The 23,715-nt window shown below is 70.7% G+C and carries 21 protein-coding genes and 1 pseudogene; 19 read left to right on the top strand and 3 right to left on the bottom strand.

The genetic code is table 11. The annotated features are described in order from the left end of the window. Positions 1–106: 106 nt before the first annotated feature. Positions 107–3,562, bottom strand: coding sequence for a ribonuclease E (gene rne, locus C9F13_RS13755; RefSeq protein ID WP_211310974.1), 3,456 nt, complete (start codon positions 3,560–3,562; stop codon positions 107–109). Between the two features lie 564 nt (positions 3,563–4,126). On the opposite strand from rne, the gene C9F13_RS13760 reads away from it, so the two are divergent. The 3 genes from C9F13_RS13760 (at position 4,127) to sppA (ending at position 6,942) form a co-directional block, all read left to right on the top strand. Then, positions 4,127–5,074: an RluA family pseudouridine synthase gene (locus C9F13_RS13760; protein ID WP_108446847.1), complete on the top strand. Its 948-nt coding sequence runs from the start codon at positions 4,127–4,129 to the stop codon at positions 5,072–5,074. An 11-nt stretch (positions 5,075–5,085) separates the two neighbouring features. Continuing rightward, positions 5,086–5,736, top strand: coding sequence for an HAD-IA family hydrolase (locus C9F13_RS13765; RefSeq protein ID WP_108446848.1), 651 nt, complete (start codon positions 5,086–5,088; stop codon positions 5,734–5,736). 111 nt (positions 5,737–5,847) lie between these two features. After that, complete coding sequence (gene sppA, locus C9F13_RS13770) at positions 5,848–6,942, top strand: signal peptide peptidase SppA (protein WP_108446849.1); 1,095 nt, start codon at positions 5,848–5,850, stop codon at positions 6,940–6,942. A gap of 30 nt (positions 6,943–6,972) precedes the next feature. Here sppA and C9F13_RS13775 read toward each other — a convergent pair whose 3' ends face one another. Then, positions 6,973–7,554, bottom strand: a complete 582-nt coding sequence (locus C9F13_RS13775; protein WP_108446850.1) for a Maf family protein — start codon at positions 7,552–7,554, stop codon at positions 6,973–6,975. Positions 7,555–7,683: 129 nt separating this feature from the next. Between C9F13_RS13775 and C9F13_RS13780 the strand changes: the two genes are divergently transcribed. From C9F13_RS13780 to C9F13_RS13855, 16 genes and pseudogenes are all read left to right on the top strand, one after another. Next, positions 7,684–8,211 (top strand): YceD family protein, encoded by a 528-nt coding sequence (locus C9F13_RS13780; protein ID WP_108446851.1) that lies wholly within the window; start codon positions 7,684–7,686, stop codon positions 8,209–8,211. Positions 8,212–8,243: 32 nt separating this feature from the next. Beyond that, positions 8,244–8,414 (top strand): 50S ribosomal protein L32, encoded by a 171-nt coding sequence (gene rpmF, locus C9F13_RS13785; RefSeq protein WP_108446852.1) that lies wholly within the window; start codon positions 8,244–8,246, stop codon positions 8,412–8,414. A 38-nt stretch (positions 8,415–8,452) separates the two neighbouring features. Then, entirely contained in the window at positions 8,453–9,574 is a 1,122-nt protein-coding gene (gene plsX, locus C9F13_RS13790) for a phosphate acyltransferase PlsX (protein WP_108446853.1), read from the top strand. Between the two features lie 5 nt (positions 9,575–9,579). Then, positions 9,580–10,551, top strand: coding sequence for an ACP S-malonyltransferase (gene fabD, locus C9F13_RS13795; RefSeq protein WP_108446854.1), 972 nt, complete (start codon positions 9,580–9,582; stop codon positions 10,549–10,551). 30 nt (positions 10,552–10,581) lie between these two features. Continuing rightward, positions 10,582–11,325 carry a 3-oxoacyl-ACP reductase FabG gene (gene fabG / locus C9F13_RS13800; RefSeq protein ID WP_108446855.1) on the top strand — a complete coding sequence of 248 codons (744 nt, stop codon included), beginning with the start codon at positions 10,582–10,584 and terminating at the stop codon, positions 11,323–11,325. A 130-nt stretch (positions 11,326–11,455) separates the two neighbouring features. Then, positions 11,456–11,689, top strand: coding sequence for an acyl carrier protein (acpP, locus tag C9F13_RS13805; protein WP_008956801.1), 234 nt, complete (start codon positions 11,456–11,458; stop codon positions 11,687–11,689). Between the two features lie 198 nt (positions 11,690–11,887). Then, entirely contained in the window at positions 11,888–13,126 is a 1,239-nt protein-coding gene (gene fabF, locus C9F13_RS13810; RefSeq protein ID WP_108446856.1) for a beta-ketoacyl-ACP synthase II, read from the top strand. 16 nt (positions 13,127–13,142) lie between these two features. Continuing rightward, a complete protein-coding gene (gene pabC, locus C9F13_RS13815) occupies positions 13,143–13,955 on the top strand; it encodes an aminodeoxychorismate lyase (protein WP_245888784.1) in 813 nt (270 codons plus the stop codon). Positions 13,956–13,974: 19 nt separating this feature from the next. Continuing rightward, positions 13,975–14,979 carry an endolytic transglycosylase MltG gene (gene mltG, locus C9F13_RS13820; protein ID WP_108446857.1) on the top strand — a complete coding sequence of 335 codons (1,005 nt, stop codon included), beginning with the start codon at positions 13,975–13,977 and terminating at the stop codon, positions 14,977–14,979. Positions 14,980–14,998: 19 nt separating this feature from the next. Continuing rightward, positions 14,999–15,652: a dTMP kinase gene (gene tmk, locus C9F13_RS13825; protein ID WP_108446858.1), complete on the top strand. Its 654-nt coding sequence runs from the start codon at positions 14,999–15,001 to the stop codon at positions 15,650–15,652. Continuing rightward, positions 15,643–16,644 carry a DNA polymerase III subunit delta' gene (locus C9F13_RS13830; protein WP_425432889.1) on the top strand — a complete coding sequence of 334 codons (1,002 nt, stop codon included), beginning with the start codon at positions 15,643–15,645 and terminating at the stop codon, positions 16,642–16,644. The genes tmk and C9F13_RS13830 overlap by 10 nt, the downstream gene beginning before the upstream one ends. 24 nt (positions 16,645–16,668) lie before the next feature. Next, a pseudogene (locus tag C9F13_RS13835) lies at positions 16,669–17,019 on the top strand (PilZ domain-containing protein); the annotation flags it as partial. Between the two features lie 54 nt (positions 17,020–17,073). Further along, entirely contained in the window at positions 17,074–17,919 is an 846-nt protein-coding gene (locus C9F13_RS13840; RefSeq protein WP_108446860.1) for a TatD family hydrolase, read from the top strand. A gap of 30 nt (positions 17,920–17,949) precedes the next feature. Continuing rightward, on the top strand, positions 17,950–18,522 hold the full coding sequence (locus C9F13_RS13845; RefSeq protein ID WP_108446861.1) for a DUF1285 domain-containing protein: 573 nt from the start codon (positions 17,950–17,952) through the stop codon (positions 18,520–18,522). Then, entirely contained in the window at positions 18,519–20,756 is a 2,238-nt protein-coding gene (locus C9F13_RS13850) for an ATP-dependent helicase (RefSeq protein WP_108446862.1), read from the top strand. The genes C9F13_RS13845 and C9F13_RS13850 overlap by 4 nt, the downstream gene beginning before the upstream one ends. Further along, positions 20,753–21,583: a sulfurtransferase gene (locus C9F13_RS13855; RefSeq protein WP_108446863.1), complete on the top strand. Its 831-nt coding sequence runs from the start codon at positions 20,753–20,755 to the stop codon at positions 21,581–21,583. Before C9F13_RS13850 ends, C9F13_RS13855 begins: the two co-directional genes overlap by 4 nt. 97 nt (positions 21,584–21,680) lie before the next feature. Here the strand turns inward: C9F13_RS13855 and C9F13_RS13860 are convergent, their stop codons facing one another. Beyond that, positions 21,681–23,321: an electron transfer flavoprotein-ubiquinone oxidoreductase gene (locus C9F13_RS13860; RefSeq protein WP_108446942.1), complete on the bottom strand. Its 1,641-nt coding sequence runs from the start codon at positions 23,319–23,321 to the stop codon at positions 21,681–21,683. Between the last annotated feature and the right edge of the window lie 394 nt (positions 23,322–23,715).

The following is a 23,715-nucleotide window of genomic DNA, read 5'->3' on the forward strand; positions in this document are numbered from 1 at the left end:
AGGCGACATCGGGCGCGCCGGCTCCCGCCTCGAGCCGATCGGCTCTCCCTAAACGACAACGCCCGCAGCCATGGCTGCGGGCGTTGTCGTTGGGGCAGGGCGGGGATCAGCCCTGCTTGCCCTCCTGGGCCTTGGCTTCCTGCTCGCGACGGCGGATCTCGCGCGGATCGTTATGCGCGCGGCGTCCCCGGCGGCGAGAGGCCTTGGCGGCGGGCTGAGGCTCCGATTCGGCCTTTTTCTCGACCTTGGCCTCGGCGGCCGTCGGCTCAGCCTTGGCCTCGGCCGGCTTCGGCTCGGCCTTGTCCTCGTCCTTGGCTTCGGCGGTCTTCGGCTCGGCCTTTTCCTCGGGCTTGGCCTCGGCAGCCTTCGGCTCGGACTTGGCCTGGGCCGGTTTCTGCTCGGCCTTGTCCTCGCCCTTGGGCTCGGCGGCCTTCGGCGCGGCCGGCTGTGGCTCAGCCTTGGCGTCGGCCGGCTTCTGCGCGGCCTTGTCCTCGCCCTTGGCCTCGGCGGCCTTCGGCTCGGGCTTGGCCTGGGTCGGCTTCTGCTCGGCCTTCGCTTCGGGCTTGCTCTCGGCAGCCTTCGGCTCAGCCTGCTCCTCGGCCTTCGCGTCAGCGGCCTTGGGCTCGACTGGCTTCTGCTCGGTCTTGTCCTCGACCTTTGCCTCGGGCTTGGCCTGGGCAGGCTTCTGCTCGGCCTTGTCCTCGCCCTTGGCCTCGGCGGCCTTCGGCTCGGACTTGGCTTGGGCGGGCTTCTGCTCTGCCTTTTCCTCAGCCTTCGGCTCGCCCTTGGCCTCGGCGGCCTTCGGCTCGGATTTGGCCTGGGCGGGCTTCTGCTCTGCCTTTTCCTCAGCCTTCGGCTCGGACTTGGCCTCGGCCGGCTTCTGCTCGGTCTTATCCTCGGCCTTCGCCTCGGGCTTGGCCTGGGCGGGCTGCTGCTCGGCCTTGTCTTCGCCCTTGTCCTCGGCGGCCTTCGGCGCGGCCGGCTGCGGTTCAGCCTTGGCGTCGGCCGGCTTCTGCTTGGCCTTGTCCTCGGTCTTCGCTTCGGGCTTGCTCTGGGCAGCCTTCGGCTCAGTCTGCTCCTCGGCCTTGGCGTCAGCGGCCTTGGGCTCGACCGATTGCTGCTCGGCCTTTTCCTCGGCCTTCGGCTCGGGTTTGGCCTGCGCAGGTTGCTGCTCGGCTTTTTCCTCGGCCTTGGGCTCGGCCGCTACCGGCGCGTCCTTGGGCGCCTCGGCGGCCTCGGCCTGCAGGCGCTGCTGCTCGGCTTCGGCCTTGGGGTTGATGGCGTGCTTGCGCGTGCGGTTGCGCGGATTGTTGCGGGTCCGCTTCGGCTTGCCGTCATCCACCGGCTCGCTGGCCGCCGGCTTGTCGCTCGGCTTCTCGGCGGCCTTCTCGGCCGGCTTGTCGCTCGGCTTCTGGCGGCGCACCTCCTCGCGGGACTTGTCGTCACGCGGCTTGTCGTCGCGGGGCTTGTCGTCGCGAGCCTTGGGCGCTTCCTGCTGGCGCGGGGCCTGGCGGTTGTCGTCCTGGCGGCCGCGTCCCCGGCCGCCCCGGTTGCCGCGTCCCTCGTTGCCGGTGGGCTTGCCCTCGTCGCGCCCGCCTTCCTGGCGAGCACTGCCGCGACGCTCGTCGTTGCGCTGACGGCGCTGGCGGCCGCCGCGGCTGCCGCGATCGTCGTCACGGGCGGCGGGCTGGCGGGTTGCCTGGTTGCCGGCGTCTGTGGACTCGCTGCGGCGAGCGGCGGGTGCCTTCTCCTGGCCGGCGGGGGTCTCCTCGCCGCCGAGCAGCTTGGCCAGCCCCTTGACCAGGCGGCCGAGGACGCCGCCCTCGGGCTCGGCGGTCGGTGCCTTGGCGGCCGGTGCCTTGGGGGCGGGCGCCTTCGCCGCGTTGGGCTTGCTGGGTGCCGGGGCCTTGGCGGCCGGCGCCTGGGCCTCCTCCTTCTGCAGGGAGGCGGGGGCGGGCTCGTGGTGGATCACCGTCTTGACGGCGGCCTCGGCGCGCTGGACCGGCTTGCCGAAGGCGGCCTCCGGCTCCTTGCCCACCTCGGTGTCGGTGGAGAGTTCGAAGCTGGAGAGGTTGGCGGTGCCTTCCTCGTCAACGTGGTCGTCGCGCAGGCGCTGGACGTCGTAGTGGGGCGTGTCCATGTCGGGGTTGGGCAGCATCACCACCCGCACGTCCTGGCGGCGCTCGATCTCGGCCAGCACGCTGCGCTTCTCGTTGAGCAGGTAGGTGGCCACCGGCACCGGCAGGATGGCGCGGATCTGGGCGCTGCGCTCCTTCATGGCCTCTTCCTCGATCAGGCGCATGATGGAGAGCGAGATGGAGCGCACGTCGCGGATGGTGCCCTGGCCGTCGCAGCGCGGGCAGACCACGCCGCTGGTCTCGCCCAGCGACGGGCGCAGGCGCTGGCGGGACATCTCCATCAGGCCGAAGCGCGAGATTCGCCCGATCTGGACCCGGGCGCGATCGAGCTTCAGGGCGTCGCGGGTGCGGTTCTCGACCTCACGCTGGTTGCGCGCCGGGCTCATGTCGATGAAGTCGATGACCACCAGGCCGCCGATGTCGCGCAGGCGCAGCTGGCGGGCGATCTCGTCGGCCGCCTCCAGGTTGGTCTGCAGGGCGGTCTCCTCGATGTCGCTGCCGCGGGTGGCGCGCGCCGAGTTGATGTCGATGGAGACCAGCGCTTCGGTGTGGTCGATGACGATGGAGCCGCCGGAGGGCAGCTTGACCTCACGCTCGTAGGCGGTCTCGATCTGCGACTCGATCTGGAAGCGCGAGAAGAGCGGAACCTCGTCGACGTAGAGCTTGATCTTCTGCTGGTAGGAGGGCATCACCTGGCGGATGAAGGCCAGCGCCTCCTGGTGGATCGCCTCGCTGTCGATCAGCACCTCGCCGATGTCCTGGCGCAGGTAGTCGCGCATGGCGCGGATGATGACATTGGACTCGCGGTAGATCAGGAAGGGGGCGGCGCGCTTGCCGGCCTCCTCGGTGATCGACTCCCACACCTGGACCAGGTAGTCGAGGTCCCACTGCAGCTCCTCGGGGGAGCGGCCGATGCCGGCGGTGCGCACGATCAGGCCCATCTTGTCGGGCACGGTCAGCTGGCTCATGGCCTCCTTGAGCTGGCTGCGCTCCTCGCCCTCGATGCGCCGCGAGATGCCGCCGGCGCGCGGGTTGTTGGGCATCAGCACCAGGAAGCGGCCGGCCAGGCTGATGAAGGTGGTCAGCGCCGCGCCCTTGTTGCCGCGCTCCTCCTTGTCCACCTGGACGATCACTTCCTGGCCCTCCTTGAGGACCTCCTTGATGCTCGGGCGCCCGGAGGGCTCCTTCAGGAAGTAGTCGCGGGAGACCTCCTTGAGAGGCAGGAAGCCGTGGCGGTCGGCACCGAAGTCGACGAAGGCGGCTTCGAGGGAGGGTTCGACGCGGGTGATCTTGCCGCGGTAGATATTGGCTTTCTTCTGTTCCCGGGCACCGGACTCGATGTCCAGGTCGTAGAGGCGTTGTCCATCGACCAGCGCGACGCGCAGCTCTTCTGGCTGGGTCGCATTGATGAGCATCCGTTTCATGTCGTCTCACAAATATGGACGTGCCGGATGACGGTCAACGACGGAGGCGAACCGCTGGCTGCAGCGTGCCTGTGCTCAGCGCATGTCGCGGATGCGGTATAGCGCCCGGCCGCCCCGGAGCATCCTTGCACGATGGATCCGACACGGCATGATCATGTTGAGTACGGGGCGGTGGCAGGACATGTCACGGTGGGTCATCGCCCATCCGGTTCTGCGGTCACCGCCAACACCTGGCATTCATCGATTCGCCAACGCCGGCCTCCGGCACGTTGTTGTACGTATCCCGTGGTCTCCGCTCGTGCCGCAGTGGACGCGATCGGAGCCGGGCGTGGCGTAGTATCGTTTGCTTGTCGGCGGCGGGACCTCGGATTGGCGAGGATCTTCGCGGCCCGATCTTTTCGCCCCGGCCTGCGTGTCTGTCGTGCAGGCGCGCTATCGGGTCGTCACGACCCATTGAGGCGAGCTGGCAATATACCAGTAACGGGGGTGGCCAGCAATTGGCGCAGGATGCTGCACACTGCGTTAGAATGCGCCTTTCGAGCGGGTTTTCAGTGGAGTGGCGGCATGGCCGAAGGGCGCGACGTGCAGTGGGTGGAAGTGACCGAGGGTCAGGTCGGCCAGCGGGTCGACAACTTCCTGTTGACGCGCATGAAGGGGGCGCCGCGAGCGCTGATCTACCGCATCGTGCGCAAGGGCGAGGTGCGGGTGAACAAGAAGCGAGTCAAGGCGGACACGCGCCTGGCGCTGGGCGACCTGGTGCGCATCCCGCCGCTGCGCCTCACGCCCCGCGAGGCGGTGCGCGAGGTCAGCGACAACCTGCGCAACCTGCTGGCCGGCAGCGTGCTGGTCGAGGGGCGCGACTGGCTGGTGATCAACAAGCCCTCGGGGCTCGCCGTGCACGGCGGAAGCGGCGTCAAGATCGGCCTGATCGAGGCGCTGCGCCAGGTGCGCGAGGACCTCGACTTCCTCGAGCTGGTGCATCGCCTGGACCGTGATACCTCCGGCTGCCTGCTGCTGGCCAAGTCGCGCCCGGCGCTGCTGGCCCTCAACGAGTCACTCAAGCAGCACCAGATGGACAAGCAGTACCTGGCCCTGGTGGCCGGGCGCTGGCCGGCGCGCCGCGACTTCGTCAGTGCGCGGCTCGACCGCTATGAGCTGGGCAACGGCGAGCGGCGGGTGCGGGTCGATGCGGCCGGCAAGGTGGCCCGCACCCGCTTCGCGGTGCGCGAGACCTTCGACAAGGTGACCCTGATCGAGGCCGAGCCGGTCACCGGGCGGACCCACCAGATCCGCGTACATGCCGCCCACGCCGGGCATCCGCTGCTCGGCGATGACAAGTACGGCAGTCGCGAGAGCCAGCGCCTGGCGGCGGGGCTCGGCGTGTCGCGGCTCTTCCTGCACGCCGCCTCGCTGACCTTTCCCGAACCCACCAGCGGTCGCCCCGTGCAGATCAAGGCGCCGCTCCCCGACGAACTCGAGGCGGCGCTCGCCAAGGCGCGCCACGCTCGCTGACAGGAGCCCCCATGCGTTATCGACTGGCCATCTTCGACTGGGATGGCACCCTGATGGACTCCATCGCCCGCATCGTCGCCTGCATGCAGGCGGCCTCCCGGGATGCCGGCTGGGGCGAGGTCGAGGCGGGCGCGGTGCGCAACATCATCGGCCTCGGCCTGCCCGAGGCCATCGCCACGCTCTGCCCTGGCATCGATCCCGACCGGGCCGAGCTGCTCCGGGCCCGCTACGCCTACTACTTCGTCGAGGGCGACGCCACGCCGATGCTCTTCTATCCGGGCGTCGAGGCGGGGCTGGCCCGGCTGCGCGGCCGGGAGGGGCAGCAGCTGGCGGTGGCCACCGGCAAGAGCCGCCGCGGGCTCGATCGCATCTTCCGCGAGAGCGCCAGCGGCCACTGGTTCCACGCCAGCCGCACCGCCGACGAGACCCTCTCCAAGCCCCACCCGCGCATGCTCGAGGAGCTCCTCGCCGAGCTCGGCGTCGACGTAGGCGAGGCGGTGATGATCGGCGACACGGAGTACGACCTGGAGATGGCCCGGGCGCTGGGCATGGACCGCATCGCGGTGACCTGGGGCGTGCACGCCCCGGAGCGGCTGGCCGTCAGCCGCCCGGTGCTCACCGCCGAGAGCGTGCCCGAACTCTTCGACTGGCTGCACGGCTAGAGCTCTCACGGCTAGAGCTCTCACGGCTAGAGCTCTCACGGCCAGCGCCGCTGCGGCCGGCTCGCTTGCGACCCGCCCGCCACCGACCAGGCCATCAAGGAAAGGAATGCCATGAGTGACGACGACAAGCGAGACGATCGCTGGACGACGGGCCCGGAGCTGACGCCCGAGCAGGCGCGCCAGGCGCGTGAGCGGGCGGCTGCGGCCTCGCCGGACGGGGCCACGCCGGGCGGCGACGAGGATGCCGAGACGCTGCGCGAACGCCAGCGCCTGGCGCAGCTGGCGATGATGGATCGCTGGATCGATGGCGTGCTCGTCGAGCAACGCCGTGCCCGGCGCTGGAAGCTGTTCTTCCGCTTCTTCTTCGCGCTGCTGATCCTCGCCTCGCTCTCGACCACCTTCTACGGGCTCTTCGTGGCCTCGGGGCCGTCGGCCCCCGTCGAGCGCCACCTCGGCGTCGTCGAGGTCAAGGGCGTGATCGACAGCGAGTCGCCGGCCAGCGCCCAGCGCGTGATCGAGGGGCTCGAGCGGGCCTGGAAGGCCGATCAGGCCGCCGCGGTGGTGCTGCATCTCAACAGCCCCGGCGGCAGTCCGGTGCAGTCCCAGCGCATCTTCGATGCGGTGATGCGGCTGCGCGAGCAGGGCGACAAGCCGATCATCGCGGTGGTCGAGGACATCGGCGCGAGCGGCGCCTACTACGTGGCGGCGGCGGCCGACGAGATCGTCGCCGCCCCGGCGAGCCTGGTGGGCTCGATCGGGGTGATCCACGCCGGCTTCGGCTTCGAGGAGGCGATCGAGCGCCTCGGGGTGGAGCGGCGCGTCTTCACCGCCGGGGAGAACAAGGCCTTCCTCGATCCCTTCTCCGACATCTCCCGCACCCAACGCCAGTTCTGGCAGGAGGTGCTGGCCACCACTCACCAGCAGTTCATCGACGACGTCCGCGCGGGGCGTGGCGAGCGCCTGGCCGACGACGAACGGCTCTTCAGCGGGCTGATCTGGACGGGCGAGCAGGCCCGGGAGCTCGGCCTGGTAGACGAGCTCGGCAGCCTGGACACCCTGGCGCGTCGCTTCGACGGGGCGCGGCTGCAGGACTACACGCCGCGCCTCGATCCCCTGGAGCGGATCTCCCGTCAGTTCGGGCGGGTCGCCGCCGAGTGGCTGGGATTGCCCCAGGCCGCGGCGCCGGTGCGCTACCAGCTGCCGTAAGCGCCGGCCTCGGCCGCGCCCCGGCGAGGGTCAGGCCAGCGGGTCGAGCCCGGCCTCGCGCAGCATCGCGCAGAGGCGGATCAGCGGCAGGCCGATCAGGGTGTTGGGGTCGTCGCCCTCGAGGCGCTCGAACAGCGTGATGCCCAGCCCCTCCATGCGAAAGCTGCCGGCGCAGTCCAGCGGCTGCTCCCGGGCCACGTAGGTGGCGATCTCCCGCGCCTCGAGGCGGCGAAAGACCACGTCAAAGGTTTCATGGCAGACGCGGTGTTGGCCGCGCCCGGTATCGATCAGCGCCAGGCCGGTGAGAAAGCGCACCCGGCGGCCGGAGAAGCGGGCCAGCTGGGCGCGGGCTGCGGCCTCGCTGCCTGGCTTGCCGAGGATCTCGCCCTCGAACAGCGCCACCTGGTCGGCGCCGATGATCAGGTGGTCGGGGTGGGTCGCCGCCAGCCGCTCGGCCTTGGTCAGCGCCAGGCGGTGCACCAGTGTTTCGGGCGCCTCGCCCGGGCGTGGCGTCTCGTCGATCTCGGGGCTCTCCCAGGCATATGGGAGGGCGAGGCGGTCGAGCAGCTGGCGGCGCCAGCGAGAGCCCGAGGCAAGTACCAGGCGGGGCATGAAGGCTTCCTCTGCGGTGGGGCGAATGAGTGAAACGCGTGATGACGCCGAACGCGCCGTCAGGCCATTGTAACCCGGGGCAAGGGTGGCTTTGACAGGGGCAGGGGGAGTGCCTATCATTGCGCGCCTATGTTGACCTCAAGACTCCCCGGCAGGGTCGAGCCCTACAAGCTCGCGGCCCGTGCCGAACACCTGGAAGGCCTGGTGGCGCTCGCCGAGCTGGCCCGACTCGCAGACGAAGTCGGCGCCCAGACCGGCGACGGCCAGGTATGGCTGGACTTCGCCATCGATCCCCAGGGGCGCCGGGAGATTCGCGGCCACCTGGAAGCCGAGCTGCAGATCCCGTGCCGGCGCTGTCTCCAGCCCATGGCACAGCGGATCGAGAGCGACTTCCGGCTGGGGATGGTCACCAGCGACGCCCTGGCCGCCGAGCTGCCGAGCACCCATGAACCGGTGCTGGTGGAAAACGAACAGCTGAACCTGATGGCGGTGGTCGAGGATGAGATCATCCTCAGTCTGCCCCAGGTGGTTTACCACGACGAGGCCGAGTGTCCGGTCTCGCGCGACCAGCTGACAAGCGGGGAGGCGACCGACGCGTCGGCCGACGCCCCGGCGAACCCTTTCGATGTGCTGCGGCAGATCAAGGGCAAACTCTGATACACCCTCGTTTCACTCTGGAGTGACAACCCATGGCAGTTCAACAGAACCGCAAGACTCGTTCCAAGCGCGGCATGCGCCGTAGCCACGACGCCCTGACCTCGGCGGCCCTGTCCCAGGACAAGGAAACCGGTACCACCCACCTGCGTCACCACGTGGCGCCGGACGGCTTCTACCGCGGCCGCAAGGTCGTCGACGTCTAAGACGACGGCGACGCGAGTGGTAGTGGCTGGCCGCTGACGTGCGGATCGCCATCGACGCGATGGGCGGGGACCTCGGTCCCCGCCCGGTCGTGATGGGGGCCGCTCAGGCGGTCAGCGCCGACCCGGATCTGGAGCTCCAGCTGTTCGGCCCCGCCGAGCGGCTGCGCGACGAGATCTCTCGCCTGCCGCGGCCGCTGGCCGCGGCGGCGTCGCGTCTGCGGGTCGGTGATGCGCCCGAGGTGATCCGCCAGGCGCAGCGCCCCAGCGAGGCGCTGCGCCATGGCGCGGGCACCAGCATGGCCGGAATGCTCGACAGCATCGCCCGCGGCGAGGCTGTGGCCGGGGTCAGCGCCGGCAATACCGGCGCGCTGATGGCTCTGGCGCGACGCGCCCTGGGCACGGTGGCGGGGATCCCGCGGCCGGCGATCAGCACCGCCATCCCCACCCGCGACCGGGGGCGCTGCTACCTGCTCGACCTGGGGGCCAACGTCGAGGCGAGCGCCGCGCGCCTGGTCGACTTCGCCCTGATGGGCGAGGTCATGGCGCGCCACGTGGACGGCCTGGCCGCCCCTCGGGTGGCGCTGCTCAACGTCGGCGTCGAGGGCACCAAGGGCACCGCCAGCGTGCGCGAGGCCGATGCCTGGCTGCGATGCCATCCGGGCATCACCTACCTCGGCTACGTCGAGGGCGACGGGGTCTTCAGCGGTGCCGCCGACGTGGTGGTCTGCGACGGCTTCGTCGGCAACGCGGTGCTCAAGGCCAGCGAAGGCCTGGCGCGGCTGCTGGTGGAGCGGGTGCAGGCGACCTTCGAGGCCCACTGGAGCAGTCGGCTGGTGGGGCTGCTGGCGCGGCCGGCGCTTAAGCGCCTGAGAGGCGAGCTCGACCCCGTCCGCTACAATGGGGCCAGCCTGCTGGGGCTCGCCGGGATCGTGATCAAGAGCCATGGCGGTGCCGATGCCACGGGCTTTCGCTTCGCGGTCCAGCGGGCGGCCAGCGAAGTGAGTCACGACCTGCCGAGCCGGCTGGCCAGTGAACTGGATCATCGACGGTCCGCTGTCGATTCGGCCGCCGTCGGTCGAGTCGAGAGCGGATCCGGACCCCAGGGTCCGATCCTGCCGGGTGCGACCGGCATCGACGACAGTCAACAAGCGCAAAGGTGATCGACATGACACAATCCCTTGCCCTCATCTTTCCCGGGCAGGGCTCGCAGCAGATCGGCATGCTGCGCGAGCTGGCGGAGCGCTACAGCGTGGTGCGCACCACCTTCGAGGAGGCCTCCGACGCCCTGGGGTACGACCTCTGGCAGGTGGTTCAGGAGGGGCCGGTCGAGGCACTCAACGCCACGGCCTGCACCCAGCCGGCGCTGCTCACCGCCAGCGTCTCGATCTGGCGCGTCTGGCAGGAGCTGGAGGGACCGAGGCCCGTGGCCATGGCCGGTCACAGCCTGGGCGAGTACAGCGCCCTGGTGTGTGCCGGGGCCCTGACCTTCGCCGAGGGCGTGCGGCTGGTGAAGCTGCGCGGCGAGGCGATGCAGGCGGCCGTGCCGGTGGGCGAGGGCGCCATGGCGGCGATCCTCGGCCTGGACGACGCCGACGTCGAGCAGGCCTGTGCCCGCGCCGCGGACGGCGACGTGGTCGCCGCGGTCAACTACAATGCCCCCGGTCAGGTGGTGATCGCCGGCAGCAAGGCCGCGGTCGAGCGGGCCATCGTGGCCTGCCAGGAGGCCGGGGCGAAGCGTGCCATGCCGCTGCCCGTGTCGGTGCCCTCCCACTGTGACCTGATGCGCCCGGCTGCCGAGCGGCTGGCCGCGGCCATGGAGGAGATCGAGCTGCGCGCCCCGCGCTACACGGTCTATCAGAACGTGGATGCCCAGGCGCACGCCGACGTCGAGACCCTGCGCACGCGGCTGATCGAGCAGCTCTACCAGCCGGTGCGCTGGACCTCCTGCATCGAGGCCATGACCGGCCGGGGCGCCGAGGTGTTCATCGAGTGCGGGCCCGGCAAGGTGCTCACCGGCCTCAACAAGCGAATCGCACGGGGCAGCAAGGGGCTGGCGGTCAACGACCCGGACAGCCTCGCCGCGGCCCTCGAACTGGCCAGGGAAGCCGCCGGCCAGTCGCCGACGGCCAACGGCTGATCCATCTTCAGGACGTAGACGGAAGAGACCATGACAACCGAGCGTAGAGTCGCCCTGATCACCGGGGCCAGTCGCGGCATCGGCCGCGCCACCGCCCACGAGCTGGGGCGCCAGGGTCGCATCGTGATCGGCACCGCCACCAGCGATGCCGGAGCCGAGCGGATCAATGCCGATCTCGCCGCGGCGGGCATCGAGGGCGCCGGCCGCAAGCTGGACGTCACCGACCAGGCCAGCGTCGACGCGCTGATCAAGGCGATCACCGAGGAGTTCGGCGCGCCGACCATCCTGGTCAACAACGCCGGCATCACCCGCGACAACCTGCTGATGCGCATGAAGGAGGACGAGTGGGATTCGGTGATCGACACCAATCTCAAGTCCGTCTACCGCGTCAGCAAGGCCTGCCTGCGTGGCATGACTCGGGCGCGCTTCGGGCGCATCGTCTCGATCAGCTCGGTGGTGGCCACTATGGGCAACCTGGGGCAGACCAACTATGCCGCCGCCAAGGCGGGCATGGAGGGCTTCACCCGGGCGCTGGCCCGCGAGGTCGCCTCGCGCGCCATCACCGTGAATGCGGTGGCGCCGGGCTTCATCGCCACCGACATGACCGAGGCGCTGCCCGAGGAGCAGCACAAGATGCTGCTCGGCCAGATTCCCCTGTCGCGGCTCGGGGATCCCGAGGAGATCGCCGCGGCGGTGGGCTTCCTGACCGGCGAATCGGCGGGCTACATCACCGGCGAAACCCTGCATGTCAACGGCGGCATGAACATGCGTTGACGCCGTCGGGGGGAGGCGGTTGCGCCGACCCCGGGGCGTCTATAAACTACCCCGCAGCTTCCGGCTAGCGGATCTGGATCTTTAACGGCTGGTTTCCGAACGGCCAATCTGAACGACTGGAGTAGTCATAATGAGCACCATCGAAGAGCGCGTTAAGAAGGTTGTGGCTGAGCGTCTGAACGTCAAGGAAGAAGACATCCAGAACTCCTCTTCCTTCACCGAAGACCTCGGCGCGGATTCCCTGGACACCGTCGAGCTGGTGATGGCGCTCGAAGAAGAATTCGACACCGAGATTCCCGACGAGGAAGCCGAGAAGATCACCACCGTTCAGGAAGCCATCGACTACGTCAACGCCCACCAGTAAGGTGGCGGTCGATACCGCTTTCTGAAGCGTCCGGGGCCGTGCCCCGAGGAGAGCCGTCCTGCCGTGGCAGGACGGCTCTCGTGCTATGCGCGCCGGGAACTTGTCGAGCCCGCACAGGTCGGGGAGACTCGGGTATAATGCGCGCAATGACGATCCCGCGAGGGGGTCGTGTCACCAAGGTTGTCTGGAGGAAAGCTGATGGCTCGTAGAAGGGTTGTAGTGACCGGGCTCGGTCTGGTCACGCCGGTGGGGAATACCGTCAAGGAGAGCTGGGCCAATATCCTGGCCGGCAAGAGCGGTGTCACTCCCATCGAACACTTCGATGTCAGCGCCTTCAATACGCGCTTCGGCGGGTCGGTGAAGGACTTCGACATCAGTCCCTATCTCAACCCCAAGGACGCCCGCAAGATGGACCTGTTCATCCAGTATGGGATGGCGGCGGGCGGCCAGGCGATCGCCGATGCGGGGATCGAGTGCACCGAGGAGAATGCCGATCGCATCGGGGTGGCGATCGGCTCGGGTATCGGCGGCCTGCCGATGATCGAGCACAACCACAACGCCCTCAACAAGGGCGGGGCGCGCCGGATCTCGCCGTTCTTCGTGCCGGGCTCGATCATCAACATGATCTCCGGCAACCTGGCGATCCAGCACGGCTTCCGCGGCCCCAACATCGCGATCACCACCGCCTGCACCACCGGCACCCACAACATCGGCTACAGCGCGCGCACCATCGCCTACGGCGATGCCGACGTGATGGTCTGCGGTGGCGCCGAGATGGCGACCACTCCGCTGGGCCTCGGTGGCTTCTCGGCGGCCCGGGCGCTGTCCACGCGCAACGACGATCCCGAGGCGGCGAGCCGCCCCTGGGACCGTGACCGCGACGGCTTCGTGCTCTCCGATGGTGCCGGGGTGATCGTGCTCGAGGAGTACGAGCAGGCGAAGGCCCGCGGGGCGACCATCTACGCCGAGCTTACCGGCTTCGGCATGAGCGACGACGCCTACCACATGACGGCGCCGCCGGAGGACGGCCGCGGCGCGGCCCGCTCGATGAGCAACGCCATCAAGGATGCTGGCATCGATCCCTCCGCCGTCGACTACATCAACGCCCACGGCACCTCGACCGCGGCCGGCGACCTGGCCGAGAGCCGGGCCGTCGAGAAGGTGATGGGCGACGCCGCCAAGTCGGTGGCGGTCAGCTCCACCAAGTCGATGATCGGCCACCTGCTGGGCGCGGCCGGCGCCGTGGAGGCGGTGTTCAGCATCCTGGCGATCCGCGATCAGGTCGCGCCGCCGACGATCAACCTGGACAACCCCCAGGAGGGCTGCCGGCTCGACTACGTGCCGCACACCGCGCGCGAGATGAAGATCGACGTCAGCCTGTCGAACTCCTTCGGCTTCGGCGGCACCAACGGCACGCTGATCTTCAGCAAGGTGTGAGCCCGGGAGGCGCGGCGTGACGACGGAGGCGGCGATCAGCGACTGGCCGCTGGAGGATCGCGGCGTCGCCTACGGCGACGGTCTCTTCGAGACCGTGCTGGTACGGGACGGCGCCCCCCTGCTGTGGGAGCAGCACCTGGCGCGCCTCGCCCGAGGCTGCCGGGTGCTGGGCATGCCCGTGCCCGCCCGGGAGGCGCTGGAAGCCCCGCTGGGCGAGGCCGGCGAGGGGCTCTCGGTGCTCAAGCTGATCCTGACCCGCGGCAGCGGCGGGCGCGGCTATGCACCCCCGACGACGCCCGACCCCCGGCTGCGCTGGCGCCTCGCGCCGTTCGCGCCCGATGCCGAGCGCTGGCGAGAGGGCGTGCGGGTGCGTCACTGCCGGCTGCGGTTCGGCATCCAGCCCCTGCTCGCCGGCCTCAAGCACCTCAATCGCCTCGAGAACGTCCTGGCCCGCGCCGAGTGGTCGGACGCCGATACGGCCGAAGGCCTGCTCTGCGACAGCGAGGGGCAGCTGGTGGAGGCCACCTGCATGAACCTCTTCTGGCAGCGTGACGGTGTCCTCGAGACCCCTCGGCTCGATCGCTGCGGCGTGGCCGGCACCCTGCGTGCGGCGCTGCTCGAGCGGGCGCCGATCCGGGAGGTCGAGGCCACTCCCGAGACGCTGGAGCACGTCGAGGCGCTGTGGCTCGGCAACTCGCTGCAGGGGCTCTGGCCGGTGGCGCGGCTCGACGATGCCGAGGGCAGCCCGCTGCGTCGCTGGAGCGTCGGGCCGCTCCATCGCCCCCTGCAGGCCCTGGCCCATGAGGCGCTGGGCTACTCCCTACCGTGATGACTGAACGAGGACACGCATGCTGCGTCTGCTGAAGATCCTGCTGGTGCTGGTCGTGCTGGCGGGCCTGGCGCTGTTCGCCGGCCACCGCTACTGGCAGTCGCGCCTCGAGGCGCCCATCGCCCTCGAGGCGCCGACGCTCTACGAGGTGCCGACCGGCGCCGGCTACCATCGCGTGGTCGGCGAGCTGGCCGAGCGCGGCATCCTCGAGGAGGTCTGGGCCTTTCGCCTGCTGGCGCGCCTGGAGCCCGAGCACCTGCCCGACCTGCGCCCCGGCGAGTATCGCCTCGAGCCCGGGATGAGCGGCCGCGAGCTGCTGGCGCTGCTGGGCAGCCACGAGGTGGTCACCTATTCGCTGACCATCCCCGAGGGGTGGACCTTCGCCCAGATGCGCGAGGCCCTCGACGAGGCGCCCAAGCTCGAGCATCGCACCCAGGGGCTCGGCGACGCCGAGGTGATGGCGCTGCTGGACCGGGAGGAGCGCCACCCCGAGGGCTGGTTCTTCCCGGATACCTACCGCTATCACAAGGGGCTCAGCGACCTGGAGATCCTGCGCCAGGCCCTCGAGCGCATGGAGAGCACCCTGGCGGACGTCTGGGAAGCGCGCGATGACGACCTGCCGCTGGAGAGTGCCTACCAGGCGCTGATCATGGCCTCGCTGATCGAGCGCGAGACCGGCGCGCCCGAGGAGCGGCCCGAGATCGCCGGCGTGTTCAAGCGCCGCCTGGAGCGCGGCATGCGCCTGCAGACCGACCCCACCGTGATCTACGGCATGGGCGAGCGCTACGAGGGCAACATCACCCGGGCCGACCTGCGCGAGCCGACGCCCTACAATACCTATGTGATCGACGGGCTGCCGCCGACGCCGATCGCCCTGCCGGGGCGCGCGGCCCTGGAGGCCGCGGTGCAGCCGGCCGAGGGCGAGACGCTCTACTTCGTCGCCCGCGGCGACGGCACCCACCACTTCTCGCGCACCCTGCGCGAGCACAACAACGCGGTGAACCGGTATATCCGCAATCGCTGACCATGGAGCGGCATCCCACATGACCGAGCGCGGACGATTCATCACCCTGGAAGGCGGCGAGGGGGTGGGCAAGTCCACCAACCTCGCCCTGGTGGTCGATCACCTGCGGGCCCACGGGCACGAGGTGGTGGCGACCCGCGAGCCCGGCGGCACCCCCCGGGCGGAAGACATTCGCCGGCTGTTGCTGGACCCTGTCGAGGAGGAGCCCCTCGACCCGGACGCCGAGCTGCTGCTGGTATTCGCCGCCCGTGCCCAGCACCTGGCGCGGGTGATAAAGCCGGCCCTCGCGCGTGGCGCCTGGGTGGTCTGCGACCGCTTCACCGACGCCACCTACGCCTACCAGGGCGGCGGACGAGGCATCGACGCCGCGCGCATCGCCGAGCTCGAGGCCTTCGTCCAGCAGGGCCTCCAGCCCGATTTCACCCTGTTGCTGGACATGTCCATGGAAGCCGCCCAGCGGCGCCTGGAGGGTCGCCTCGAGGGGCAGGGCGAGCAGCGCGACCGCTTCGAGCGCGAGCGTGGCGACTTCTTCGAGGCGGTGCGTCGCGCCTACCTCGCCCGCGCCGAGGCCGCGCCCGAGCGGGTGGCGGTGATCGATGCCGGGGCCGGCCTCGACGAGGTCAAGGCCGAGCTGCTGGCCCGCCTGGACGCGCGGATGGCGGCATGGCGATGAGCCTCGTCGAGGTGCCGCGGCCGCTGCCCTGGCTGATGCCACGCTGGCGCGAGCTCATCCGGCTGGCCGATGACGGGCGGCTGCCCCACGCCCTGCTGATCTCGGGCGGTCACGGCATCGGCAAGCAGTCGCTTGCCGAGGCGCTGGTGGCCCGCACCCTCTGCGCCTCGCCCGGCGAGACCGCCTGTGGCCGCTGCCACGCCTGCCACATGCTGGCCTCGGGCTATCATCCCGACCTGCTGCGGGTGGCGCCGGAGGAGGGCAAGCGGCTGATCCGCATCGGCCCGGTGCGCGAGGTCAACGCCTTCGTCGCCCAGACCGCCCAGCAGGGCGGCTACCGGGTGATCACCATCGCCCCGGCCGAGGCGATGAACGTGGCGGCCTCCAACGCGCTGCTCAAGAGCCTCGAGGAGCCGGGCGGGCGCACCCTCTTCGTGCTGCTCTCCGACATCCCCTCGCGGCTGCTGCCGACCATCCGCTCGCGCTGCCAGCACTGGAGCCTGCCCGTGCCGGCCGAGGCCGACTGTCGGCCCTGGCTGATCGAGCAGCTGGGAGGCGAGGAGGAGGCCCACTTCTGGTACCGGGCCGCGGGCGGACTGCCGCTGCGCGCCCTGGAGCTCGCCGAACCGAGCGCCCGGGCGCTGCGCCAGCAGCTGGTCGAGACCTTCGAGGCGCTGATGCGCGGCGGCGAACCGGTGGCCGAGGCGGCCCGGCTGGATCGCCAGTCCATCGACGCCATCCTGTGGTACGGTATCATCTGGCTCGAGGACCTGATCCGCCTGGGGCTCTCGGGCGACACCGCCGAGCTTCGCAACCCCGACCTGCTGGTGCTCTACCGCCAGGCGGTCAAGAATGCCCGGGTCCGCGACTGGTTCCGCCTGCTTGACTACGCCCGCGAGCAGCGACGCCTGCTGGCCGAGGGCGGCAACCCCAACCCCCAGCTGACCCTCGAGGCCTGGCTGGTACGCTGGTCCACGCTGCTGCGTTCCTGAGACGCCGCGCGCCGCCGACGTTTCGCAAAGGGAGAGACCATGGCCGCACAGAAGGCGCTTTCGCTGACCATCCAGGATGTCCCGACCCTGCTCTCGGCCTACATGCCGGTGCTCGAGCGCGGCGGCATCTTCGTCCCCACCCGCGAGCGCTACGCGCTGGGCCAGGAGGTCTTCCTGCTGCTCATGCTGCCCGGCGACGAGGAGCGCGTGCCGGTCACCGGCCAGGTGGTGTGGGTCTCGCCCGAGGGCGTGGCCGGTCGCCGGGTCCCCGGCATCGGCATCCACTTCAGCCCCGACGACCAGGCCGTGCGTGACCGCATCGAGACCCTGCTGGCCGGCCAGCTGGACAAGGGCGCCCCGACCTACACGCTCTGACGGACCGCGCCGGTCCGCACCCTGAACCCACCCGTCATTTCGGAAGTCCCCTGCATGTTCGTCGACTCCCACTGCCACCTCGATCGCCTCGATCCCGCCAGCCACGATGGCGACCTCGCCGCCGCCCTCGAGGCCGCCCGCGCACGCGACGTGCGCCAGTTCCTGGCCATCGCCGTGACCCTGGACGACGTCCCCGCCCTGGCCGAGATAAGCCGTGCCCACCACGACGTGGTGATCTCGGCCGGCATCCACCCCCTGCAGACCCTCGAGGCGGAGCCCGACGTGGCGGCGATCACCGAGGCGGCCGAACGCTTCGGGGCCGTGGCCATCGGCGAGTGCGGCCTGGACTACCACTACCTCGACAAGTCCCCCGACTCGGTGCCTGCCCGGGAGGTGCAGCTCGAGCGCTTCCGCCGCCAGCTGATCGCCGCCCGGGAGCTCGAGCTGCCGGTGATCATCCATACCCGCGAGGCCCGCGAGGACACCCTGGCGCTGATCCGCGAGCACGTCGACCCGGCGGTGGGCGGGGTGCTGCACTGCTTCACCGAGGACCTCGACATGGCCCGGGAGGCGGTGCGCCACGGCTTTTACATCTCGCTCTCCGGCATCGTCACCTTCCGCAACGCCGAGTCGCTGCGCGAGGTGGCGCGGCGGGTGCCGCTGGACCGGCTCTTGATCGAGACCGACAGCCCCTACCTGGCCCCGGTGCCGCACCGCGGCAAGCCCAACGAGCCGGCCTGGGTGGTCGAGGTCGCCGAGTGCATCGCCAAGGCGCGGGGCATCAGCGTCGAGGAGGTCGGTGCCCAGACCACCGCCAACTTCTATCAGCTGTTCCGCGCGGCGGCCCCCGAGGCGCCGGCGAGCGTGCGCGACGCCCTCTCCCGCGCCGGGCTGGTATAGCCCGGGACGCCACCGACAAAGGCCGCTGCCATGACCCTCGACCCCCTGCTGGCGCAGATCGAGCCCCACGGCGAGATCCCCCCCGTGGATCGCTGGCACCCCGCGCAGCGCGGCGAGATGGACCTGACCATCGCCGCCGACGGGCGCTGGCTCCACGAGGGCACGGCCATCGCGCGGCCGCGGCTGGTGCGGCTGCTGTCGACCATCCTGCGCCGCGAGGCGGACGGCGACTACTGGCTGGTCACGCCGGCCGAGATGCAGCGCATCCGCGTCGAGGATCGTCCCTTCCTGGTCGTTGACGCCGAGCCCGACGCCGATGGCGACTGGTGGCTAGCCACCAACGTCGGCGATCGGGTGCGCCTCGACGATGGCTGCCGGCTGACCCTCAGCGAGACGCCGGCCGGGGAGACGGTCCCCGAGGTGCCGATCCGCTTCGGCCTCGCCGCCCGGCTGGGGCGCAACGTCTACTACCGCCTCGTCGAGGGAGCCGAGACTCGCAAGGGGGAGAAGGGCGCCCTGGAGCTGGGCCTGACCAGCGGCGGCGTCTGGCAACCCCTCGGCCGGCTCGAGGCGGACGAGCGCCGGGACGGCGAGGGTCCATGAGCGAGGGTGCTACCGCGAGCCCGTCGCTGACCGCCGAGCAGCGGGCGGTGGTCGCCCACGCGCAGGGCCACGCCCGGGTCGCGGCCGTGGCCGGGGCCGGCAAGACCACCACCATGGTCGCCCGGGTGCTGCACCTGCTGGCGCGTGGCGTGCCCCCGGGGCGGATACTGGTGCTGATGTTCAACCGCTCGGCCCGGGAGGACTTCCAGGCCCGGCTCGCGGCCATGGCACCGGCCGGCCAGGCGCTGCCCGACGTGCGTACCTTCCACTCGCTGGGCCACCGGCTCTCCGCCAGCCTGACCCGCTGGGGCGCGCTGGCGCCTCGCCAGCTGCTCACCGCCGACTGGCAGCTCGAGCGGCTGCTGCGCCAGGCGACCCTGGCGGCGCTCGCCGAGGAGCCCGAGGCCCGGGAGACGGCGCTGGACGCCGAGCGCCTCGAGGCGCTGGCCCACTTCTGCGGGCTGGTGAAGGCCGAGATGGCCTCGCCCGCCGAGCTGCACGCGCGCCTCGACTTCGGCGAGGAGACCGGCCACTTCGTGGCCGCCTTCGAGCACGCCGAGCGGCTGCTGGCCGAGCAGGGACTGATGACCTTCGCCGACCTGCTCTACCGGCCGCTGCGGGCGCTGGAGGAGGACGCCGCGCTCCGGCGCCGGGTGCAGGGCTTCCTCGATCACGTGGTGATCGACGAGTACCAGGACATCAATACCGCCCAGCAGCGCCTGCTGGCGCTGCTCGCCGGCCGAGAGGCCGAGGTGATGGCGGTGGGCGATGCCAACCAGTGCATCTACGAGTGGCGCGGCGCCCACCCCGACACCATGCTGGAGAACTTCACCGCCACCTTCGGGGCGGCGCACGACTACCCGCTCTCCACCACCTTCCGCCACGGCCACGCCCTGGCGCTGACCGCCAACCACGCCATCGCCGCCAACCGCCGGCGCCCGGACCAGCTCTGCCTGGCCGCCCCCGGCAATCCTTGTACCGGGCTCGCGGTGGGGCAGGGCGGCTCGGCGCTGCTCGACGAGCTCGCCGCCTGGCAGCGCCAGGGGCGGGGCCTCGACGAGGCCTGCCTGCTGGTGCGCAGCTGGGCGCTCTCGGTGCCGCTGCAGCTGGCGCTGCTGCGCGAGGGCATCCCCTTCCGGCTGGCCCGGGAGGACCGCTTCGTCTTCCGCCTGCCGCTGGTGGAGGCCCTGGCGGGCTACCTGCGCCTGGCCCTGGAGCCCCGGCTGCTCCAGGACCCGGGGCACCTCGCCCTGCTGCTCGCCCAGCCGACCTCCTTCGTGGCCCGGGAGCGGATCGCCGCCCTGGCCACCCGGCTGGCCGAGACCCAGCGCTGGCCGGAGCGTCACGATCCCCTGCTGGAAGGGCTCAAGCCCCACCAGCGGCGTACCCTGAAGCGGCGCTGGGCGCTGCTCTGCGAGTTGCCGCGGCGCTCGGCCTGGCCGCCGGCCCGCCTGCTCGAGCACGTGCTCGAGGCGGTGGAGGCCGAGAAGGTCCTCAAGCGGGCCGCCGCGCGGCGTGACAAGGGCGAGGAGGACGTGCGGCTGCTCGACGTGCTGGTCGAGCAGGCCCGGGAGCTCGGCCACGACACCGCCGCCTTCATCGAGCTCTTGTGCCGTCCGGTCGAGAACCGCCAGGACGGCGTGCTGATCACCACCGTGCACGGGGCCAAGGGGCTCGAGTGGCCGCTGGTGCTGCTGGCCGGCACCAACGAGGAGGACTTTCCCCACTACACCCGCGACAACCCGCTGACCCCGGCGCGGCTGGAGGAGGAGCGGCGCCTCTTCTACGTGGCCATCACCCGCGCCCAGGAGCGCCTGGTGCTGCTCCACGACGGCGGCGAGCACCGCCCCAGCCGCTTCATCGGCGAATCCGCCTGGCAGGACGGCGAGCGGGTCGCCCGGCGGCTGGCCGAGGCCGAGGGGGCCGGGGAAGGGGCGGGCGCCCCGCTGGAGGTTGCCGACCCCGCGCTGGTCGGCCGCTACCTGACGGCGCTGGGCCGGTCGCTGCCGCTGGCGAAGGCTCGCCCCGCCTCACCCGCGCCGGGGCACATCGCCCCGGGCCAGTTCCGGGTCGGCCAGGCCCTGCGCCATGCGGTCTTCGGCGAGGGGCAGATCGACGTGGTCGAGGGCGACCCCGACAACCCGGTGATCGAGGTACGCTTCCGCACGGCCGGCCGGCGCCGACTGATCGCCTGTCGCGCCCCCATCGAACTGCTGGACGGAGTCGACGCATGAACGAGCCGCTGATCTCGGCCGCCACCCTGGTTGATGCCCTCGAGGGCCCCCGACCGCCCCGCCTGCTGGACTGTCGCGCCCGCCTGGGCGAGCCCGATGCCGGTCGCCGGCTGTGGATCGAGACGCACCTGCCGGGCAGCTACCACCTCGACCTCGATCGCGACCTGGCCGCCGCGCCGGGGGCGGATGGCCGGCATCCGCTGCCCGCCCCCGAGGCCTTCACCGCGGTGCTGCAGCGGCTGGGCATCACGCCGGATCAGCCGGTGGTGGTCTACGACGACATGGGCGGGCAGCTCGCCGCGGCGCGGGCCTGGTGGATGCTCGCCCGCTGGGCGGGGCATCCCGACGTGCGCCTGCTCGACGGCGGGGTGAAGGCCTGGCTGGCCGCGGGGGGCGAGCTTCGCGAGGATGGCGACCCGGACGCCGTGCCGGCGCCGTCGCGCTGGCAGCCGGCCTATCGCGACACGGCCCTCGTCGGGGTGGACGAGGTCGCCACCGCCGATGCCCTGAAGGTCGACGCCCGCAGCCGCGAGCGCTTTCGCGGCGAGGCCGAACCCGTGGACCCGGTGGCCGGCCACATCCCCGGCGCGGTATGCCGCCCCAGCGCCGACAACCTCGACGCCGGCGGCCACTTCAAGCGCGCCGCGATGCTCGCCCGCGAGCTGCCCGAGGCCGACGCGCTGATCGCCTACTGCGGCTCGGGGGTCACCGCCTGCCACAACGTGCTGGCCTACGCCGTGGCGGGCCGGGCGCTGCCGAAGCTCTTCGTCGGCTCCTGGAGCGAGTGGATCACGGACCCCGCGCGCCCCATCGCCACCGGCGACTGACGCGACGCGGACGCTCGATCGACACCAGCCACGGAACGTGAAGCGGCCCCGCCAATGGCGGGGCCGCTTCGTTGGGGCCGTTTAGGCGGGGCATGCGTTACATGTTCGGGTAGTTCGGCCCGCCGCCGCCCTCCGGCGCCACCCAGGTGATGTTCTGGGCGGGATCCTTGATGTCGCAGGTCTTGCAGTGCACGCAGTTCTGGAAGTTGATCTGGAACTTGGGCGTGCCATCGTCGGCCTCGACCACCTCGTAGACCCCGGCCGGGCAGTAGCGGCTTGCCGGCTCGGCATAGGTGGGCAGGTTGTCGCGGATCGGCAGCTCCGGGTCGGCCAGCTTCAAGTGGCAGGGCTGGTCCTCCTCGTGGTTGGTGTTCGACAGGAACACCGAGGAGGGCTTGTCGAAGGAGAGCTTGCCGTCGGGCTTCGGGTAGTCGATCTTCTCGCACTCGGCCGCCGGCTTCAGGGTGGCGTGGTCCGGCGTGGTGTCGTGGACGTTGGGCAGCTTGCCGCCGAGCAGCTGGTCGAGGAAGTTGTAGGCGCCGCCGCCGACGGTGCCGTACTTGTGGATCGCCGGGCCGAAGCTGCGGCTCTCGTCGAGTTCCTGGTAGGCCCAGCTCGCCTCCCACTTCTCGGTGAAGGAAGTGAGCTCGCGTCCGCCCTCGTCGCCCTCTTTAAGGGCCTCGAAGACCGCCTCGGCGGCCACCAGGCCGGACTTCATGGCGGTGTGCAGGCCCTTGATCTTGGCGAAGTTCAGGGTGCCGGCGTCACAGCCGATCAGCAGGCCCCCGGGGAAGGTCATCTTCGGCAGGCAGTTGAGGCCGCCCTTGGCGATGGCCCGGGCGCCGTAGGCCACCCGCTTGCCTCCCTCGAGGTGCGTCTTGAGCACCGGATGGTGCTTCATGCGCTGGAACTCGTCGAAGGGCGAGAGCCAGGGGTTCTGGTAGGATAGGTCCATGATCAGGCCGACCACCACCTGCTGGTTCTCGGCGTGATAGAGGAACCAGCCGCCGTGGGTCTGCTTGTCCAGCGGCCAGCCGGAGCCATGCAGCACCAGGCCCGGCTCGTGCTGCTCAGCGGGGACGTCCCACAGCTCCTTCAGGCCGATGCCGTAGTGCTGGGGGTCCTTGCCCGCGTCGAGCTCGAAGTCGCGGATCAGCCGCTTGCCCAGGTGGCCGCGGGCCCCCTCGGCGAACAGGGTGTACTTGGCGCGCAGCTCCATGCCCGGCATGTGGCCGTCCTTGGGCTGGCCGTCGGCGCCCACGCCCATGTCGCCGACGAGGATCCCCTTGACCACCCCTTCCTCGACGATCACCTCCTGTGCGGCGAAGCCGGGGAAGATCTCCACGCCCAGCGCCTCGGCCTGCTCGGCGAGCCAGCGGCACAGGTTGCCGGCGCTGATCACGTAGCGGGTGATGTCCCCGCCGGTGTTGTGCATGGTCTTCGGTACCAGGGCGTTGGGCAGCTTCTGGGCCTTCTCGGCGTCCTTGAGGAGATAGAGCTCGTCGCGGGTCGCGGGGGTGGTCAGCGGCGCGCCGCGCTCCTCCCAGTCGGGGAACAGCTCGTTGAGGGCGCGGGGCTCGAAGACGGCCCCGGAGAGGATGTGGGCGCCCACCTCGGAGCCCTTCTCCACCACGCACACCGTCAGCTCCTGGCCGGCCTCGTTGGCCTGCTGCATCAGGCGCGACGCCGCCGAGAGGCCCGAGGGGCCGGCACCGACGATGACCACATCGAAGTCCATGGAATCGCGTTCGACTTGTTCTTCCACCTGCTCTTCTCCTTCTGTCCCCGAGGACGCGGCCGGCGGATGCGACCAACGTCGATAGGATTTAAAACGGTCGTTTGCTTCTAGCCATGTCTCATGATAGGCATAATAGCGGTAAAGGGTCACCCCCTGCGATGGTGCAGGGGGCGGTGCAGGCAGGAATGGGCCCCGTCAGGCCGGGGATTGTTGATCCGGGCCGGTCATGGCACATTGGGAACGTTTTTCGCTGCAGCGCCTATCAAACGCTTGCATGAAACGCATAAGAGTATGCCGGCCGGTTCCAAGGAGGCGTGTTTCCCGCCCGCTCGCTTGGGTGGTCGAGGCCGCTTCTCTCATCATCAGGTTCCCAGAGTGAACCAAGCGAGGACAC

It is taken from the genome of Halomonas denitrificans (assembly GCF_003056305.1).
GTDB lineage: Bacteria > Pseudomonadota > Gammaproteobacteria > Pseudomonadales > Halomonadaceae > Halomonas > Halomonas denitrificans.

Excerpts from the sequence above, each read along its gene's own strand:
- rne (WP_211310974.1), bottom strand. The coding sequence starts at position 3,562 with ATGAAACGGATGCTCATCAATGCGACCCAGCCAGAAGAGCTGCGCGTC.
- C9F13_RS13760 (WP_108446847.1), top strand. The coding sequence starts at position 4,127 with ATGGCCGAAGGGCGCGACGTGCAGTGGGTGGAAGTGACCGAGGGTCAG.
- C9F13_RS13765 (WP_108446848.1), top strand. The coding sequence starts at position 5,086 with ATGCGTTATCGACTGGCCATCTTCGACTGGGATGGCACCCTGATGGAC.
- sppA (WP_108446849.1), top strand. The coding sequence starts at position 5,848 with ATGAGTGACGACGACAAGCGAGACGATCGCTGGACGACGGGCCCGGAG.
- C9F13_RS13775 (WP_108446850.1), bottom strand. The coding sequence starts at position 7,554 with ATGCCCCGCCTGGTACTTGCCTCGGGCTCTCGCTGGCGCCGCCAGCTG.
- C9F13_RS13780 (WP_108446851.1), top strand. The coding sequence starts at position 7,684 with ATGTTGACCTCAAGACTCCCCGGCAGGGTCGAGCCCTACAAGCTCGCG.
- rpmF (WP_108446852.1), top strand. The coding sequence starts at position 8,244 with ATGGCAGTTCAACAGAACCGCAAGACTCGTTCCAAGCGCGGCATGCGC.
- fabD (WP_108446854.1), top strand. The coding sequence starts at position 9,580 with ATGACACAATCCCTTGCCCTCATCTTTCCCGGGCAGGGCTCGCAGCAG.
- fabG (WP_108446855.1), top strand. The coding sequence starts at position 10,582 with ATGACAACCGAGCGTAGAGTCGCCCTGATCACCGGGGCCAGTCGCGGC.
- acpP (WP_008956801.1), top strand. The coding sequence starts at position 11,456 with ATGAGCACCATCGAAGAGCGCGTTAAGAAGGTTGTGGCTGAGCGTCTG.
- fabF (WP_108446856.1), top strand. The coding sequence starts at position 11,888 with ATGGCTCGTAGAAGGGTTGTAGTGACCGGGCTCGGTCTGGTCACGCCG.
- mltG (WP_108446857.1), top strand. The coding sequence starts at position 13,975 with ATGCTGCGTCTGCTGAAGATCCTGCTGGTGCTGGTCGTGCTGGCGGGC.
- tmk (WP_108446858.1), top strand. The coding sequence starts at position 14,999 with ATGACCGAGCGCGGACGATTCATCACCCTGGAAGGCGGCGAGGGGGTG.
- C9F13_RS13830 (WP_425432889.1), top strand. The coding sequence starts at position 15,643 with ATGGCGATGAGCCTCGTCGAGGTGCCGCGGCCGCTGCCCTGGCTGATG.
- C9F13_RS13840 (WP_108446860.1), top strand. The coding sequence starts at position 17,074 with ATGTTCGTCGACTCCCACTGCCACCTCGATCGCCTCGATCCCGCCAGC.
- C9F13_RS13845 (WP_108446861.1), top strand. The coding sequence starts at position 17,950 with ATGACCCTCGACCCCCTGCTGGCGCAGATCGAGCCCCACGGCGAGATC.
- C9F13_RS13850 (WP_108446862.1), top strand. The coding sequence starts at position 18,519 with ATGAGCGAGGGTGCTACCGCGAGCCCGTCGCTGACCGCCGAGCAGCGG.
- C9F13_RS13855 (WP_108446863.1), top strand. The coding sequence starts at position 20,753 with ATGAACGAGCCGCTGATCTCGGCCGCCACCCTGGTTGATGCCCTCGAG.
- C9F13_RS13860 (WP_108446942.1), bottom strand. The coding sequence starts at position 23,321 with ATGGACTTCGATGTGGTCATCGTCGGTGCCGGCCCCTCGGGCCTCTCG.